At 68.6% G+C, this 15,816-nt stretch carries 14 protein-coding genes; 4 read left to right on the top strand and 10 right to left on the bottom strand.

All coding sequences use genetic code 11. From position 1 onward, the window contains the following. The first annotated feature begins 26 nt into the window (after positions 1-26). Positions 27-773 carry a DUF4382 domain-containing protein gene (locus WDJ57_RS17835; RefSeq protein WP_338902285.1) on the top strand — a complete coding sequence of 249 codons (747 nt, stop codon included), beginning with the start codon at positions 27-29 and terminating at the stop codon, positions 771-773. Positions 774-777: 4 nt separating this feature from the next. Here WDJ57_RS17835 and WDJ57_RS17830 read toward each other — a convergent pair whose 3' ends face one another. The 3 genes from WDJ57_RS17830 to WDJ57_RS17820 form a co-directional block, all read right to left on the bottom strand. Beyond that, positions 778-1,113 (bottom strand): BsuPI-related putative proteinase inhibitor, encoded by a 336-nt coding sequence (locus WDJ57_RS17830; RefSeq protein WP_338902283.1) that lies wholly within the window; start codon positions 1,111-1,113, stop codon positions 778-780. A 3-nt stretch (positions 1,114-1,116) separates the two neighbouring features. Further along, a complete protein-coding gene (locus WDJ57_RS17825; RefSeq protein ID WP_338902282.1) occupies positions 1,117-3,582 on the bottom strand; it encodes a S8 family serine peptidase in 2,466 nt (821 codons plus the stop codon). 91 nt (positions 3,583-3,673) lie between these two features. Next, entirely contained in the window at positions 3,674-5,080 is a 1,407-nt protein-coding gene (locus tag WDJ57_RS17820) for a S8 family serine peptidase (RefSeq protein WP_338902281.1), read from the bottom strand. A 374-nt stretch (positions 5,081-5,454) separates the two neighbouring features. On the opposite strand from WDJ57_RS17820, the gene WDJ57_RS17815 reads away from it, so the two are divergent. Continuing rightward, the gene (locus WDJ57_RS17815) at positions 5,455-6,906 is read left to right on the top strand and encodes a hypothetical protein (RefSeq protein ID WP_338902280.1); all 1,452 of its coding nucleotides are present in this window, start codon (positions 5,455-5,457) and stop codon (positions 6,904-6,906) included. A 12-nt stretch (positions 6,907-6,918) separates the two neighbouring features. Here the strand turns inward: WDJ57_RS17815 and WDJ57_RS17810 are convergent, their stop codons facing one another. Beyond that, positions 6,919-7,926 carry a deoxyhypusine synthase gene (locus WDJ57_RS17810; RefSeq protein WP_338902278.1) on the bottom strand — a complete coding sequence of 336 codons (1,008 nt, stop codon included), beginning with the start codon at positions 7,924-7,926 and terminating at the stop codon, positions 6,919-6,921. A 94-nt stretch (positions 7,927-8,020) separates the two neighbouring features. Here WDJ57_RS17810 and WDJ57_RS17805 point away from each other — a divergent pair, with 94 nt between their 5' ends. Together WDJ57_RS17805 and WDJ57_RS17800 are read left to right on the top strand one after the other, a co-directional pair. Next, on the top strand, positions 8,021-9,580 hold the full coding sequence (locus WDJ57_RS17805; RefSeq protein WP_338902277.1) for a succinic semialdehyde dehydrogenase: 1,560 nt from the start codon (positions 8,021-8,023) through the stop codon (positions 9,578-9,580). Next, a complete protein-coding gene (locus tag WDJ57_RS17800; protein WP_338902276.1) occupies positions 9,577-10,650 on the top strand; it encodes an SDR family oxidoreductase in 1,074 nt (357 codons plus the stop codon). Before WDJ57_RS17805 ends, WDJ57_RS17800 begins: the two co-directional genes overlap by 4 nt. On the opposite strand, the gene WDJ57_RS17795 is transcribed toward WDJ57_RS17800, so the two are convergent. Genes WDJ57_RS17795 through WDJ57_RS17770 form a run of 6 tightly spaced genes read right to left on the bottom strand, consistent with a single transcriptional unit; the run spans position 10,651 to position 15,794 of the window. Further along, a complete protein-coding gene (locus WDJ57_RS17795; RefSeq protein WP_338902275.1) occupies positions 10,651-11,418 on the bottom strand; it encodes a Nif3-like dinuclear metal center hexameric protein in 768 nt (255 codons plus the stop codon). A 40-nt stretch (positions 11,419-11,458) separates the two neighbouring features. After that, positions 11,459-12,427, bottom strand: coding sequence for a hypothetical protein (locus tag WDJ57_RS17790; protein ID WP_338902274.1), 969 nt, complete (start codon positions 12,425-12,427; stop codon positions 11,459-11,461). Between the two features lie 42 nt (positions 12,428-12,469). After that, positions 12,470-13,270, bottom strand: coding sequence for an agmatinase (gene speB, locus WDJ57_RS17785; RefSeq protein WP_338902273.1), 801 nt, complete (start codon positions 13,268-13,270; stop codon positions 12,470-12,472). Continuing rightward, positions 13,270-13,641: a translation initiation factor IF-5A gene (locus WDJ57_RS17780; protein WP_338902272.1), complete on the bottom strand. Its 372-nt coding sequence runs from the start codon at positions 13,639-13,641 to the stop codon at positions 13,270-13,272. The genes speB and WDJ57_RS17780 overlap by 1 nt, the downstream gene beginning before the upstream one ends. Positions 13,642-13,691: 50 nt before the next feature. Continuing rightward, positions 13,692-15,431, bottom strand: coding sequence for an ABC1 kinase family protein (locus WDJ57_RS17775; RefSeq protein ID WP_338902270.1), 1,740 nt, complete (start codon positions 15,429-15,431; stop codon positions 13,692-13,694). Positions 15,432-15,440: 9 nt separating this feature from the next. Further along, positions 15,441-15,794 (bottom strand): Hsp20/alpha crystallin family protein, encoded by a 354-nt coding sequence (locus WDJ57_RS17770; RefSeq protein ID WP_338902269.1) that lies wholly within the window; start codon positions 15,792-15,794, stop codon positions 15,441-15,443. Positions 15,795-15,816: the final 22 nt, after the last annotated feature.

Genomic DNA, 15,816 nt, shown 5'->3' with positions numbered 1-15,816 from the left:
CTCCCGGCGTCCCACCCACCAGTCGCATGCAGAAAAGCGACAGCGCAACGACGTCGAGACGTGCGTACCTGAAAGCAATCGGTGCCGTCGGCGCGGCGAGTGCGGTCGGACTGGCCGGTTGCACGGGCGACGCCGCGGCGGCGACGGGGACGCTCGCCACCGCCGTCACCGACCAGCCCGGCGACATCGCCGACTTCGAGTCCTGCGTCGTCACCATCCAGGGCATCTGGCTGAAACCGGCCAGCGAGGACGGGGACGACGGTGAGGACGACGACGGCGATGAGGGTGGTGACGGCAACACCACGGACGGCACCAGCACCGACGGCGACACGACCGACGGCACGGTGGTCGAACAGGCGGAAGAAGACGTCGACGAGAGCGAGGCCCGCGAGTACCACGAGTTCGACGAGCCCCAGACCGCCGACCTCGTGGAGTTACAGGACGGAGCCACCTCCCTCGTCGACGAGCGCGAGGTGGCCGCGGGGGCCTACGAGTTCCTCCAGCTCGACGTGTCGAGCGTCGACGGCACGCTCGCAGACGGCGGCGAGGCGCAGGTCGACACGCCCGGGAACGCGCCGCTGCAGTTCAAGCAGTCCTTCGAGGTCCGCGAGAACCAGCGGACCCGGTTCGTGGCGGACTTCACGCCGGTCAAGCGCGGACAGGGGAGCCGCTACCTGCTCCAGCCCGTCGCGACCAACACCGACGTCGTCTACGAGGCGACGGAGACGCCAACTGACAGCGGCGGCAGCGACACCGGGACCGCCCAGTCGTAGACCGTCAGTCCTCGACCGCAAAGGACTGCCGCACTGAGAGGTCGGCGTTCGTCGCTTCGAGCGTCGCCTCCGCGGTGTAGGAACCAGGAGACGGGTGCTCCCACGTCGCCGTGTGCGTGAACGACTCGCCGGGGTCGAAGGTGTCGGTCCGCAGCGCCTGGGTGAACATCCGGCCGTCGCTCCAGCGCCAGACCACCGCGTCGCCGTCGTACACCGCGACGTCGGCCACCTTCCCGGAGCGGAACGTCAACTCGACGGGGTCGGTGTCCGCGTTGCTGACGGTGAACGCGAACTCGACCGCCGACGGGTGGACGTCGACGACGAGTGTGCCGTCGAGCACGGCTCAGATTGACCGGGAGTCCGAGTCGGAGGCCCCGTCGGTGTCGGTGACGGTCACGGCGACCGTTGCCCCGGTTTGCTTGCTGCGGACCTCGTCGACGCCCGACGCGGCGGAGCCGCTGACGTTCCTCGTCACGGAATCGAGCACGTTCCCTGCGGAGTCGAGCATCTCGACGACCACCGTGTCGAGGTTGCCGTCGGCGTCGCCGGCTCTCCAGTCGACTTCGTAGCGGTCCCACCGCGGATTGCTCCGGTTATTCAGCGCGTCGATGCTCGCCGATGGCGCGGCGTTGGTGCTCTCGGTTTCGCTGACGGCTGTCGACCTGGAGCCGGTATTCTCATAGGAGTCGGTGACGGTTGCCTCGACCGTGTAGCTGTTTCCGGACCCCTCGTCGCCGGCGGCGACCAGGCGGGTCGTCCCGCTGGCGGTATCGCCGGAGACAGTGACAGTCACCGAGTCCTCGTTCTCGCTGTCGGTGTCGTCGGTCAAGCTCAATTCGACCGACGAGAGGTCGCCGTCGGCGTCGCTGACGCCCCAGGAGACGTCGAACTCGGCGTCGGAATCGCTCGTCTCGACTTCGCTTGCGGAGAGGCTGTCGACGGCGGGCGCACTCTCCGACTCGGCCGCCGAGGCCGTCACGGAATCCGTCTTCCCGGCCCCATCGGTGACAGTCGCGTCGACCGTGTAGGAATTGCCCGTACCCTCGTCGCCGGCGGCCACGAGCCGGGTCGTCCCGCTGGCGGTATCGCCGGAGACGCTGACGGTTGCAGTGTCCTCCGTCGACCCGTCAGAGTCCTGCGTGAGCACGAGGTCGACCGACGAGAGGTTACCGTCGCTGTCGGAGACCGACCAGTCCGCGTCGAACTCCGCGTCGCCGTCGCTCGTCTCGACTTCGCTCGCGGAGAGGCTGTCGACGGCGGGCGCGCTCTCGGTGTTGTCGACGGTGACGGTGATAGTCGCAGTGGTGGTGTTGCCCGCCGAATCGGTCGCCTCGGCAGTCAGGTCGTAGCTCCCGTCGGAGACAGCGGTGCTATCCCAGGAGTCCTCGTAGTAGCCGGAGTCCGAACTGTAGGTGGTCACCCGGGAACTGCTGCCGAGAATCCAGTCGACGTTCAGCGTCCCGGGGTCGTTCTCCGCATCCGAGGCGTCTATCTGTACCGTGACGGTCCCGCTGACAGTCCCGCCGTCGCTCGGAGTTACCCACGAGACGCCGGGTGCGGAGTCACTCGACGAGCTTCCGACGGCGGCCTCGGCGTCGAGGAGACCTGCACCCTGTTCGTTGGCGGCGAGGCCGACGTCCTCGGCGGAGTCGGTCAGTTGCTGGCGAATCTCCGCGTTACTCAGGCTGCCGCTCGCGGCCACCTGCCCGGCCGCGCCCGCGACGTGCGGCGTCGCCATCGACGTGCCGGAGAACCTCTCGTAGCCGTCGTTCGAGTCGTCCTCGCTCTCGGGCGGGATGGTCGAGAGGATGCCTGTCCCGGGAGCGGCGAGTTCGACTTCCGAGCCGGTCGAGGAGTAGTCCGCGAGCGAGTCGTCGCTGTCGGTGGCCGAGACGGCCATCACCGTGTCGTAGCTCGCCGGGTAGGAGACGCAGTCCGAGCAGGGACCGTCGTTGCCCGCCGCCGCCACGAGGACGACACCGTTGTCGGATGCGTACTTGCAGGCGTTTCGCAGCGTCGAGTCACTGGAGCCGCCGCCCAGGGACATGTTGACGACGTCGGCACCGTTGTCGGCAGCGTACTTGACGCCGTCGGCGATGTCGGCGTACGTGCCCGATCCACAGCCGCTGAGTACCTTCACCGGCATGATGGTCGCCTCCGTCGAGACGCCGCCAGCGACCCCCTCGCTGTTGCCCCGGACGGCGCTGGCGGTGCCGGCGACGTGGGTCCCGTGGTCGTCGTCGTCGGACCACTCGTAGTTGCAGTCGTTGCCGTTGTACCCCTCGCGTCCGTACCGGCAGCCGCCGCTCTCGGAACCACAGGCGGACCCGAAGGCTGCACCGAGGTTCGGGTCGACGTTGGCCGCCAGGTCGGGGTGGTCGTCGTCGACCCCCGTATCGAGGATTGCGATGGTTGCCCCCGCGCCAGTGTCACCGTTGTCGTGGAGTACGTCCGCGTCGACGCGGTCGACACCCCACGGCAGCGTCTCCAGTTTCTCCGCGGCGTAGTTCGGTTCGACGTACTCGACGTTCGGGTTGTTCTGCAGGTTCGCCCGCGCCTCCGGTGCGAACTGCCCGACGACGACCCGGCCGTACGGACCGAGGTCGATGGTCTTGCGCACCGCGTCTGCGGCCCGCTTTGCCGCCCGTTCGGCGCCGCGGGCCCCCGCCGCGACGCCGACGTTGAACTCCGCTGTCCCCGCTGCGGAGGCGAACCCGGAGAGTCCGCCAACCGCCCCGAGTGCCCCCGCTGCCTGGAGGACCTGCCGTCGTGAAATCGACAGGTCCTCACGGTTACTCTCACGTAACATCTCGTCTTACCCCGTCACAGTGGCAGTATATATGCGTTTTTCGTACGTAGAGGATAGATTAGTAGTACGTCAAGTACAGATTAGTAGCCACTTACAGAGCGTCGAGAATGTTCAGAAAGCCGCTGCCGTAGTACGTCTTGTCGTAGCCGTCGGGGACGTCAGCCGCACGTTTCAGCCGCGACTCCACCTGGTCGGCGCCGAGGTCCGGATACTGACTCCGGACGAGGGCGGCGGCACCCGCCACCTGTGGTGCCGCCATGCTGGTTCCGGCGACCCAGCTGTAACTGTACTCCGCTCCGAGGTACTTGCCGCTCTTCGTGAACTGCGGCTCCGCAAACGTGCTCAGCACGAGGTCGTAGTACCACGGGACCCCCGTCCCGATAGCGCCGAGGTCGTAGTCGCCGCCCGGCGCACCGAGGTCGACGGCGTTGGTCCCGTAGTTCGTGTAGCCCGCCGGGCTCTCGGGCGGGTCGTCGAGGTCCAGCGTCTCGCCGTCGCCGTCGGCGTCCCACCTGTAGCCGATAGGGCCGGTGGCGCTGACGCTGACCGCCTGTGCCCCCTCGTTCGGGAGACTGATGAAGTCGCCGTCGTGCTGGAGGTCCGCGCTGTCGTTCCCGGCCGCGATGCACAGCAGCGTCCCCTCCTTGTTGACGTAGGTCATCGTACGGTTGAGCGACTTGCCGTAAAAGCCGCCGAAGCCCTCGCGGGGAATCGGGTACGCGCCCAGGCTCAGGTTCGCGACGTCGCAGTCGACGTTCGCGCTGTAGACGATTGCCGCCAGGATGTCCCCGAAGAAGGCCCCGGCGTAGGTGGGCGAGAAGACCCGACAGTCGACGACTTCCGTCGCCGGTGCAGTCCCGACGACGCCTTCGCCGTTGCGACCGTTCGCGGCGGCGATGCCGGCGACGTGGGTGCCGTGGTACCCGGCGTAGGGAGCCCCAGCGCCGTAGTCGTCGGTCGTGAAGTTCCGGGACAGGGTCGTGTTCACCGCGTGCTGGAGGTCGGGATGACCTGCTGCGACGCCGCTGTCGACGATGGCGATTCTGGTACCCTCCCCGCGAGTGACGTCGTGGACGGCCGGGACGTCCAGCGCCTGTTTGTCCCACTGGAGGGGATAGAGCGGTTCGTCGGTCGCACTCGCGGTCGAACTCCCGCCGGACTGCCCCTTTCCGTTGGCTTGGCCGCCGCCTCCCGTGCCGGAGTCGGACTCGTACTGCTTCTGGAGGGTTCCGTCGCTCGGGCGGTCGAGCTGGTATGAGACATCCGGCTCGTAGCGCTCGGAGAGGGCCGCGACCCGGGACTCGTCACCCCGGACGACAGCGACGTCGACTGCATCCAGCGCGTGGATGACGTCTACGCCGTCGAGCGCGTTTACTCCGGTCGTATCTACGATGTACCGGTCGGTCGATGTCGCGGCCGTGACGGTCGACCCGACGGCGATACCCCCGAGCACTGCGCCGCTCACCTTGAGAAACGTGCGTCTGTCTTGAGATGACATGGCACAGAAATGTAGACGAAACATCACCAAAAGTGTTTGTCCAGTATCCAGTTGTCAGTGTTCCGGACGTACCGGGCCGTCGATGCCGGGAGTGACAGCCACTGGTAGATGAGGAGGCCTCGGTACTCATAGGGTTCGTCGTCGCCGGGAAGTGGTAGCTCCCGCGGCTCGGAACACAGGGTTCGTCATCGGCCGGTCGACGGTAGGTGCCCGACGACTAAAAGGCACAGCCGTTTCCTGCCGGGGTCGGCGGCCACAAGCCACATACCATTATGTAGGCAAGGTGGGAAGCGTACCGCAACAATGGCACGGGACTGTCGGAGCAGCGGGGCAGTAGTGACGTTTCTGGAGACACAGAGGACCGGTGAGCGGCCATGAGTGCCGCCCGGAAGGCCGGCCTCGTCGTGGTGGCGCTGTTGCTGGTCACCAGCGTCGGCGCGGCGAACGTCGTGATGACCACCGAGCGAACGGTGTTGAACGCGAATTTCGTGGACCAGTCGCTCGCCGAGGAGGACGGGTACAACGAACTCCGTGACATCACCGTCGACGCCGTCACCACCGAGGTCGAACGGGCGGCTCCGGGGCAGAGCGAGCAGTTACCGGCGGCGATACAGGACAGCATCGACGCGACGGCGCTGGTCGAGGAGACGGTCACGGCCGAGTACGTCAGGAACCAGTCGCGAGCGAACCTCTTTCGGCTGTACGAGTTCCTGCACGGGCAACGCTCGGACCTGGTGCTGCGAATCGACATGGTGCCGCTGAAGGAGGGGCTGGCCGACGCTGTCGGCGACCAGGTCAGGGACGTCAGCGTCGCGGACCTCGTCGACCAGTACGCGCCGTCGACGGGCGACGTCCCCATCGAGATAACCGGTGACCGGATCAGCCGGATGCGGTCGAGCCAGTCCGGGTATCAGGACGTCCGCGACCAGTTCCGCAGCGACGTTCGCGAGGCCGTCCTCGACCGCCTCGTCGACGAGGCGTTCCAGCAGGCGAGCAACGACGAACTGCTCATGCTCATCGGCGAGGACCCCCGACAGTACACGGATGCGGAGAAAGAGCAAATTGTCACCCAGCAGGAGGACCAGATACGGCAGGCACTCCGACAGCGGATTCTCGAGGAAGAGGACGGGCGACTCAGCCGCGAGATAGACGAGGAACTGGCGGACCGCGCCGAGACGGCCAAACAGCGCGTCCGCGAGGAGACCCGACAGGCGACACAGGACTTCTCGGAGAACGTGACCGGGGCCGCCATCGACCTGCAGGTGGCCGTCATCGACGGGCTGGCGACGGATACCTCGTACCAGGAGTTCTCCAGCCGGATGGACGCCGCCGAGAGCCGACTGGCCGACGAAGCCGCGCGTCTGGCGGCCCAGCAGATAGACGAACAGGTCCCCGACGCCATCTCGGCGGGCGAGGAGCTTGCACCACAGGACCGCCAGCAACTCGACAGGCTGGCGAGCAACGTCCAGTTGCTCGATACGGCGAACCTCGTCCTGCCGGTGCTCGCGCTCGTGCTCATCGGGTTGCTCTACCTCATCTCGCGGTCCCTGGAGACGACGGCGCTGACGACCGGGGTCGCACTCGGCGTTGTCGGACTCTTGAGTTTCGTCGGTGCGTCACTCGCCACCGGACCGACCGAGACGTTCATCAGGGACCAGGTGAACGGCGAGGACGTGCAGGCAATCCAGGACGTGGCCGTCGGATTCGCCGGGAAGATACTCGGGACGCTCAGCGCGCAGTCGCTCCTGCTGCTCGTCGTCGGCGTCCTGCTGGTGGGAGTCGCCATCGCCAGCAGACAGGGATACCTCGACAGCCAGCGGAGCTAACGAGAGAAGCGGTCACTCCCTGATTCGTTCGCGGGCGGCGGCGACGACGAGCGGGAGCGTAATCGTCGCGTCGGCGTAGACGGACACGTTGCGGGCGGCCTTCTCCAGTTTCCCCCACGAGCGGGCCTCGTCCAGCGTCGCGCCGGAGAGCCCGCCGGTCTGTGGCGGATCCATCGTCAACTGGACCGCGTAGTCGTAGGCGTCCGGCGAGACCAGCATCGTCTGGAGGACGTAGTTCTTCGGGACGCCGCCGCCGACCACCAGCGCGCCCGCCTGCTCGGCCTCGAAGGCCTGGTCGGTCAGCGTGTCCATGTCGGCCAGCGCGTCCAGCGAGAAGTCGGAGGTCTGTGAGTACATCCACGCCTGGATGCCGAGCACGGAGTCCTGCACCGCAGGACAGTAGACCGGCACGTCGTGTTCGTAGGCCGCCGCGGCGATGCCGGGTTTCTCGGCGACCTCCTCGCGGTCGTTGACCTCGCTGTTCGCCCGTCCCAGTTCCTCGGTGAGCCGCTGGATGCTGACGGTTCCCTCGTCGGCAAGAACCGGGAAGACCTCCTCGCGGAGGTGCGATTCGAAGGCCGCGAAGTGCTCCTGGGGGAGGTAGACGTTGTAGATGCGGTCGACGCCCTCGTCGCGCAGTTGTTCGTCGTGTTCGCGCATCGTCGACCCCTCGGCGACCTCCTCGCCGTGATGGTGCTTGCCGCCGATGGCTTCGATGGTGTCGTGAGTGAGGTTCGCGCCGGTGGTGACCAGCGCGTCGACGTACCCGTCCCGGATGAGGTCTGCGACGACGGCCCGCATCCCGCCGGGGACCATCGCGCCGGCCAGGCCGAGGAAGACGCTGACGTCGTCGTCGCCGAACATCTCGGCGGTGACGTCGACTGCCTCGTGGACCGCCGTCGCGCCGATGCCGGCGTCGCCGTAGCTCTCGGCGAGTTCGGCGACGGTCATCCCTGCCTGGACCTCCGCGTGCCCTACCGGGTCGTGGTCGAACGCCTCGCGGTCGGAGTCGTCTGTCATTGGGTAGGGGTGGGAGACCGGGCGGTTTCAACGGCGCGGTTGCCGGTCGCCGCCGGGACAAGATGTTTCCTGGCCGGCCCCTTACCAGCGGGGAGTGACAGCCGACCCACCCGCCGGTTACGACGGACCGTCGCTGGACACCCTCGCCGCCGACGTCGACACAGGGACTGCGGAGACCCTCAACGTGACCGCACCGTTCACCGGCGAGGCGGTCGGCGAGGTGCCCGCGTGCACGCCCGACAACCTGCGTCGAGCGGTCGAGCGCGCACGCGAGGCACAGGAGCCGTGGGCTGGTCGCCCCGTCAGCGAGCGGGTCGCCGCAGTCGAGCGGTTCCGGTCGCTGGTCCGCGAGCGGCAGGCGGACCTGCTCGACCTCGTGCAACTGGAGAGTGGCAAGGCCCGCCTGGACGCGATGGAGGAGGTCCTCGACGTCCAGCTGACCGCGGGCCACTACGCCGACAAAGCGCCGGAGTACCTGGCACCCGAGCGGCGGACGGGTGTCGTCCCGGGGCTGACGCGCGTCCGTGAGCACCGCGACCCGTACGGCGTCGCGGGATTCGTCACGCCGTGGAACTACCCGCTGACGCTCTCGGTGTCGGACGCACTGCCGGCGTTGCTGGCGGGCAACGCCGTCGTCGTCAAACCCGCCGAGGCGACGCCATACACCGCGCTGTTCGCGGCGGAACTGCTCCGGGAAGCGGGCGTCCCGAACGAACTCGTGCAGGTCGTCACCGGCGACGGCGAGCGGCTCGGGCCGGCGCTGGTCGAGGCCGTCGACCACGTCAGTTTCACCGGGAGTACGGCGGTCGGTCGCGAGGTGGCCGCCCGGGCGGGTCGTGAGCTCACGCCGGTCTCGCTGGAACTCGGCGGGAAGGGACCGATGGTCGTCCGTGCGGACGCGCCGCTAGACCGGACCGTCACCGGCGCGGTCCGGGGAGCCTTCGCCAGCGCCGGACAACTCTGTATCGCCGTCGAGCGAATCTACGTCCACGACTCCCGCTACGACGACTTTTGCGAGCGACTCGTCGGACGGACGCGCGCGCTGGAGGTCGGAACCCGGTTCGACTACGGCCCCGACGTCGGCTCGCTGGTCTCCGAGCGTCAGCTGGAGAAGGTGGCGACCCACGTCGAGGAGGCCGTCGACGCGGGCGCGACAGTGCTGACGGGCGGCCGGCGACGACCCGACGTCGCTCCGTTCGCCTACGAGCCGACCGTCCTGACCGACGTGCCCGACTCGGCCTCCGTCGCCTGCGAGGAGACGTTCGGTCCGGTCGTGACCGTCGAAGCCGTCCCCGACGACGACGCCGCGGTCGAACGAGCCAACGACTCGACGTACGGCCTCCACGGCACCGTCTGGACCGACGACACCGCCGCCGGCAGGGACGTCGCCCGGCGGATGGACTGTGGCACCGTCGCCGTCAACGACGCCCACGTCGCGATGTGGGGCTCGATAGACGCGCCGATGGGCGGGCGGAAGGAGTCCGGCATCGGCCGTCGCCACGGCGACGAGGGCTTCGAGAAGTACACCCAGTCCCAGAGCGTCACCGTCCAGGGTGGTCACCCCATCGCGCCGCCGCCTGGCGTCCCGAACCGTCTCGTCGCGGGGGGACTGTCGGCGTATCTCCGGGTCATGCAACGGCTGGGGTTGCGATGACTGCGTTCCTCACCGGCTTCCCCGGGTTTCTGGGCTCTGCGCTGACGGAGCGACTGCTCGCCCGCGGCGAGTCCGTCACCTGTCTCGTCCAGTCACACTACCGGGAGCAGGCCCGCGACCGGGCGCGAGCAATCCGCGAGCGGGTCGGCGTCAGCGACGACAGCCTCACTCTCGTCACCGGCGACATCACGGACTCCGAACTGGGGCTCGACGACCCGGAACGCCACCGCCGGGAGGCCGACGCGTGCTACCACCTCGCGGCCATCTACGACCTCGGCGTCGACCGGGAGCCCGCCGAGCAGGTCAACGTCGACGGGACCGGGCGCGTGCTCGACTTCGCACAGCGCGCGGCCGTCGACCGGTTGCACTACGTCAGCACCTGCTACGTCAGCGGCCGCCACGACGGCGCCTTCGGCCCCGACGACCTCGACGTCGGCCAGTCGTTCAACAACCACTACGAGGCCACCAAGTTCGAGGCCGAAGTCGCAGTGCAGGCGCGGATGGACGACCTGCCGACGACCATCTACCGGCCGGCCATCGCCGTCGGCGACAGCGAGACCGGCGCGACCGACAAGTACGACGGCCTCTACTACCTGCTGGGCCTGCTCGACCGCCAGCCCGGGATCGCCGTCGCGCCAGTCCAGCCGCCGTCGCGGCGCTACGAGTTCAACGCCGTCCCGCGGGACTTCGTCGTGGACGCAATCGCCCACCTGAGCGGCCGCGCGGACACTGCGGGGGCGGTCTACCAGCTCTGTGACCCGAACCCGCCGACGGTCCGGCGGCTGGTGGATATCTGTGGCGAGGCGGTCGGGAGCCGCGTCGTCCGCGTGCCGGTCCACGCCAGGCTGGGCCGCCGATTCGTCGAGCGGGTGCCGGGCCTGGAGCGGCTACTCGGCGTCGAGCCGGCCTCGTTCGACTACCTCGCGCACCCGACGCGGTACGTCTGTCCCAACACCAGCCGCGCGCTCGCGGGGGCCGGTATCGAGTGCCCGCCGCTTGCGAGCTACGTCGACGACCTCGTGGCCTACATGCGCGCGAACCCGTCGGTGACCGACGCGGCGATGGCCTGACTACAGCCCGGTCGGGTGGTCGATGTAGGTCGTCCGCAGCCCCCAGTCGGCGACGAGGTCCTGCAGCGCGCGCACCCCGAAGGTCTCCGTCGCGTAGTGACCCGCGAGCACGACGTGGATGCCCGCCTCGCGGGCCTCGTGATAGGCGAACTGCTTGCCCTCGCCGGTGACCAGTGCGTCCACGCCGTCTTCGATGGCCTCGTCCAGCCAGTCGACGCCGCTGCCGGTGACGATGGCGACATCGCGTATCTCCGCTGGGCCAAAATCGAGTAGCTGGACGTCCCGGCCGCCGGTGTCCAGTTCCGCCGCCAGCGTGTCGCGCAGCTCCGGGGCGGTGAAGGGGTCTGCGGCCGTCCCGCGCTGGCCGATGAACTGCTCGCCCATCGTGCCGAAGGGCGCGCGGTTGCTCAACTCCAGTACGTCCGCGACGCCCGCGGCGTTGCCCAGCGACTGGTGCCCGTCGAGCGGAAGGTGGGAGACGTACAGCGCGAGGTCGTCGTCGAGAAGCGGCGCGATGCGGCGGTAGTGCTTGCCCGTCAGGCGCTCGATGCCGTCCCAGATGAGGCCGTGGTGGGTGACCAGCAGGTCCGCACCCGCCTCGGCCGCGCGGTCGATGGTCTCGACGGCGGCGTCGACGGCGAAGGCGACGTGGTCGACCTGCGTCGCGGCGGGTCCCACCTGGAGTCCGTTCGCGCTCGCGTCCACGTCGGCGTAGGCCGCCGTCTCCAGTTCCTCGTCGAGCCGCTGGCAGAGTTCGCCACAGTGCATACGTGGACCTTGCCCGCGCTGGTCCGTAAGGCTGTCCGCCCTACTCCGGCCGGGCGAGCTGGCCGTCGGTCTCGGCGATGAGCCCCCGGTCGACGGCGAGGTCGATGACCGCCGCGCACTCGCTCCGGGAGAGGTCGTAGGCGTTGGCCGCGACGGTCTCTATCTCCGCCCGGTCGACCGGAAACTCCCGGTTCTGGAGCAACCGCATCACCTTGTTGTACTCCAGCGCCGAGATGCTCGCCTGCGCGCTGGGCGTCGCGTCGGCCGCACCCTCGTCGCTCGCTGGCGCGTCCACGTCAGCGTCCTCCCCGGCCACCTGCCCGTCCGCGCCAGCGTCGTCCGCTGCCGACTGCCCCGCGTCGGTACCGTCGTCGGCTTCCGTCTCGTCCGCCGACTTCACGCCGTCAGATCGGGAAGCGTCGCCCCCACCCGCCCCGGTCCCGCTGTCGGCCAGCGGGTCCGCCTCGTCGTCCGGCGCTTCGTCGGCCACCTCGTCGTCTCCCGCCGTCTCCTCGACCGATTCGTCGGCAGTCTCACCGCCGGACCGGAACTCCTCGGGGACGTCGGGGTTCATCGCATCCTGGAGTTCCTCGTCGGCGTCGGCTTCCTCGTCTTCGAGGACGTCCGCGTCGACGTCCCCGGCCATCGCTGTCACGTCCGCGGCCGTGATGTCGTCCTCGTCGGGCGAGTCGATGGCCTCGTCCGGGTCGACGAGGACGTCGCGCGCCCCAGCGCCCGCAGTTCCTTCGTCGGCATCACCTGCGGGCTCCGCCTCGTCGGTCCCCGCGTCGCCACCGGACGTGGCGTCTGAACTGACGGATTCGGCCCCCTCCGCGGCCGCGACGACCGCGTCGAGGACACGTTCGAGTTTCTGCTGGCAGGTCGGACACAGGGTTGCGGTCGTGACGTCGCGCTCGGCGTCGCGGAACGCGGGCGGCACGACGGCGTACTCCTGCAGTTGCTCGTCGAGCGCGGTCCCACAGAAGTAACACGATGAGAGGTGGTCCATGTCCGCACCAACCGCGGCCGCCAGTAAAAAGGCCCCGGCAGGTCAGCCGTCGGCGTGCGCGTAGACGAACGCCCGGAGGAGTTTCGCGGCCAGCGTCGCCGCCTGGCCGTCGTCGCGGTCGTTGACCTCCACCACGTCGAAGCCGACGGCGTCCGGGGCCACCGCGCGCACCACGTCGTGCATCGTCGACGGGTCGAGTCCGAACGGCTCCGGCGTCCCCGTGCCCGGTGCGAAGCCGGGGTCTGCGGCGTCGACGTCGACGCTCAGGTACACGTCCCGACCTCCGAACTCCGGTTCCCACGAAGGTACTTTCCGGGGTGGGACGACCGTCACGTCCGCTGCGTCGGCGCGTTCCCACTCGGCCTCACAGCCGGAGCGCGCGCCGAGGACGACGGCCTCGTCGGCGTGGTCGAGCGCGTGCCGTGTGACTGTCGCGTGGCTCAACGGGTTGCCGGCGTAGGATTCGCGGAGGTCCAGGTGGGCGTCGAGACAGACGAACACGTCCGGGTCGAGCGCGCGGACCGGCGCGAGCGAGACGGTGTGCTCGCCGCCGACGACCAGCGGGAGCGTGTCCTCGTCGCGATAGTCCCGGATGGCACCTGCGAGAAAGTCCAGATACTCGGCGGCGTCGTCGCCGGGGCGGACGTCGCCGTGGTCGTGGACGGCGAGCGAGGAGAAGTGCCGACCGGTGTGGTGGTCGTAATCCTCGAAGGATTCAGAGAGGTGGCGGACGCGGCGCGGTCCGAAACGGGTGCCGGGCTGGAACGTCGTCGAGGCGTCGAGCGGAGCCCCGACGACGGCGTAGTCGGCCTCGGCACGGTCGGCCGCGGCGCCGGGGAACATCAGACGATTTTGCGCTGCTCCTCGTATTCGAGGAACTCGATTTCGTCGTCCGCGGAGAGGTTCTCGTCGCCGGCGCGCATCACGAAGTTGTCGTAGGTCTCCAGGTCCATGACCTGCACCTCGCCGTCGCGGACGTCGATGACCTGACCCTGCTTGCGGTTGATGATTGGGACCCAGATTTTCGCGTCGACGGGCTGGGACAGCGAGCGCTTCTTGCCGTCGAAGACGCCCTTGGCGTCGATGCGGGCCTTCGCGCTGCCGTGCTTGCCCGGCTTGGCCGTCGAGTAGGAGGTGATCTTGCAGGGAGTGTCGTCGATCATCACGTAGCTCCCCTCGTCGAGGTCCCGAACTTCCGTCTGCTGTCGTGGCATGTGCCCGGATTATCCACCTGCGAGTATAAACGGTTTGGAATGGCGCGGGGTCAGGTCTCTTCGTCGGATTCCTCCGGCGAGGGCTGGACCGCGGCGTCGCCAAAGCCCAGCGCGCCGCTTGCCCCCTCCTGCTCCTCGCGCTCGCGCAGGTTCTGCCGGGTGAACTGCGGGGTCGCCCTGATACCGCGGCGCTTCCGGAACGAGCGGTACAGGAGGAAGCCGACGAGCACCGTCAGCCCGCCGGCGACGACGATAGCGACGGTCTGGTTCGGGCGGAAGGAGTACAGCATCGCCGTCGAGATGCCCCCGGCAGCGAGTGCGAGTCCCAGGACGAGACGCCTCCCCAGGCGGTCGAGGACGTGCTCGGAGTCCTCGATGTCCGCCCGGATGTGGAAGTCCTCGCGCTCGACCCGGTCGAGGGCGTCCTCTATCTTCGGGGGAATCCTGACCGAGGACTCGACGGCGTCGCGGCCCTCCTGGACGCGGTCCTCGACGAAGTCCCGGACGCCCTCCTCGATGAAGCCGTTCTCGCGGAGGTAGTTCGTCGCCACCGAGATGAAGTCGAAGTCGGGGTCCAGCGTCACGCAGACGCCCTCGACCACCGTCGCCACCCGGAGGACGAGCGCGAGATTCGACGGCAGGCGCAGCGGGAACTCGTAGATGGTGTCCTCGACCTGCTGGACGATCTGCTGGACGCGGTACTGCTCGACGTCCTCGCCGCGGGCGTCGGCGATTGCAAGTTCCATCACGTCGCTCATCACCTGCCGGTCGGCCTCCGGCGAGAGCGTCCCCATCTCGATGAGTGTGTCGAGGATAGCGTCGATGTCCTGGGCGGCGACGGCGGCGTAGAAGTCGACGATCTTGTTCTGGATGAACGGGTCGACGTAGCCGCTCATCCCGAAGTCGTAGAACACGAGCGTCCCGTCGTCCTGGACGGCGAGGTTGCCGGGGTGGGGGTCGGCGTGGAACACGCCGTCCTGGACGATCATGTCGAGGTAGGCCCGCTGGAGCGTCTCGGCCAGCGCCGAGCGGTCGACGTGGAGTTCGTCCAGTTCCTCGACGTCGGATATCTTCGTCCCGGGGACGTACTCCATAGTCAGCACCCGGCCCGTCGAATGGGTGCCGATGACCGACGGGATACGGATGTCCTCGTGGTCCCGGAAGTTCCCCTTGATCTCGTTGAGCATCCGCGCCTCGCGGTTGTAGTCCATCTCCTGGCGGATGGTGCGGTCGAACTCGTCGGCCAGCGTCTCCAGAGAGAACGCCTGCGCGTCGCCGACGAAGCGGATGAGCAGCGGCAGCGACCAGCGGATGACCTTCAGGTCGGCCTCGACCAGTTCCTTGACGCCGGGCCGGCGGACCTTCACCGCGACCTGCTGGCCGTCTATCTCGGCGTAGTAGACCTGTCCGAGGCTCGCGCCGCTGATAGCGTCGGTGTCGAACTCGGTGAACCGGTCGCCGACCGCCCCCAGTTCCTCTTCGAGGACGACGCGCGCGTCGTCCCACTCGGCCGGCGGGACGCTGTCCTGCAGTTTGGCGAACTCGTCGATGTACTCCGGCGGGAGCACGTCGGGGCGGGTCGACAGCAGTTGGCCGAGTTTGATGAACGTGGGTCCGAGCGTCAGCATCGAGTCCAGAAGCGAGGTCGCGCGGCGGTGGCGCGTGTCGGAGGAGACGTCGCGCGAGGAACCGAACAGGATGAACCGACGGCGGTCCCGGGCGTAGGCGACGATGAGCGGCAGGAACTGGTAGGCGACGACGACGAACCGCCAGTACGCGCGGAGATTCACCGTGGCACCTCAGTCATCTATCGGAATTGTCGTCGCCGGGGCGGCCGACTGCTTCGGCAGGCGGAGTTCGAGGACGCCACGCTCGACGCTGCCCTCGGCGTCGGCACCGGTGGCGTCAAGAGGGAGGGGGAGTTCGGCGTCCAGGAACAGCGAGCGGTCCTCGCTGACGTAGCGGAACTCCGGGGGGACGTCCTTCTCGCGGCGCGCCTCCAGCACGAGTCTGCCACCTTCGACGCGCGCGTCGACCGTCTGGCCAGTCGTCCCCGGGAGGTCGATGACCAGCAGGTAGGCGTCCTCACTCTCCAGCAGGTCGGCGTACACGGTGTCGGGCAAGTCACGCAACGCGTCACGGAGCGCGGACATGCAATGTCGTTGGAGCGGACAG

The organism is Salinibaculum sp. SYNS191 (assembly GCF_037338445.1).
GTDB lineage: Archaea > Halobacteriota > Halobacteria > Halobacteriales > Haloarculaceae > Salinibaculum > Salinibaculum marinum.
This window is presented reverse-complemented; position numbering and strand designations above follow the sequence as displayed.

What these genes read in the sequence shown, in the direction of transcription:
- WDJ57_RS17825 (WP_338902282.1), bottom strand. Translation starts at nt 3,582, where the DNA reads ATGTTACGTGAGAGTAACCGTGAGGACCTGTCGATTTCACGACGGCAG.
- WDJ57_RS17835 (WP_338902285.1), top strand. Translation starts at nt 27, where the DNA reads ATGCAGAAAAGCGACAGCGCAACGACGTCGAGACGTGCGTACCTGAAA.
- WDJ57_RS17795 (WP_338902275.1), bottom strand. Translation starts at nt 11,418, where the DNA reads ATGCACTGTGGCGAACTCTGCCAGCGGCTCGACGAGGAACTGGAGACG.
- speB (WP_338902273.1), bottom strand. Translation starts at nt 13,270, where the DNA reads ATGTTCCCCGGCGCCGCGGCCGACCGTGCCGAGGCCGACTACGCCGTC.
- WDJ57_RS17810 (WP_338902278.1), bottom strand. Translation starts at nt 7,926, where the DNA reads ATGACAGACGACTCCGACCGCGAGGCGTTCGACCACGACCCGGTAGGG.
- WDJ57_RS17815 (WP_338902280.1), top strand. Translation starts at nt 5,455, where the DNA reads ATGAGTGCCGCCCGGAAGGCCGGCCTCGTCGTGGTGGCGCTGTTGCTG.
- WDJ57_RS17780 (WP_338902272.1), bottom strand. Translation starts at nt 13,641, where the DNA reads ATGCCACGACAGCAGACGGAAGTTCGGGACCTCGACGAGGGGAGCTAC.
- WDJ57_RS17770 (WP_338902269.1), bottom strand. Translation starts at nt 15,794, where the DNA reads ATGTCCGCGCTCCGTGACGCGTTGCGTGACTTGCCCGACACCGTGTAC.
- WDJ57_RS17800 (WP_338902276.1), top strand. Translation starts at nt 9,577, where the DNA reads ATGACTGCGTTCCTCACCGGCTTCCCCGGGTTTCTGGGCTCTGCGCTG.
- WDJ57_RS17820 (WP_338902281.1), bottom strand. Translation starts at nt 5,080, where the DNA reads ATGTCATCTCAAGACAGACGCACGTTTCTCAAGGTGAGCGGCGCAGTG.
- WDJ57_RS17790 (WP_338902274.1), bottom strand. Translation starts at nt 12,427, where the DNA reads ATGGACCACCTCTCATCGTGTTACTTCTGTGGGACCGCGCTCGACGAG.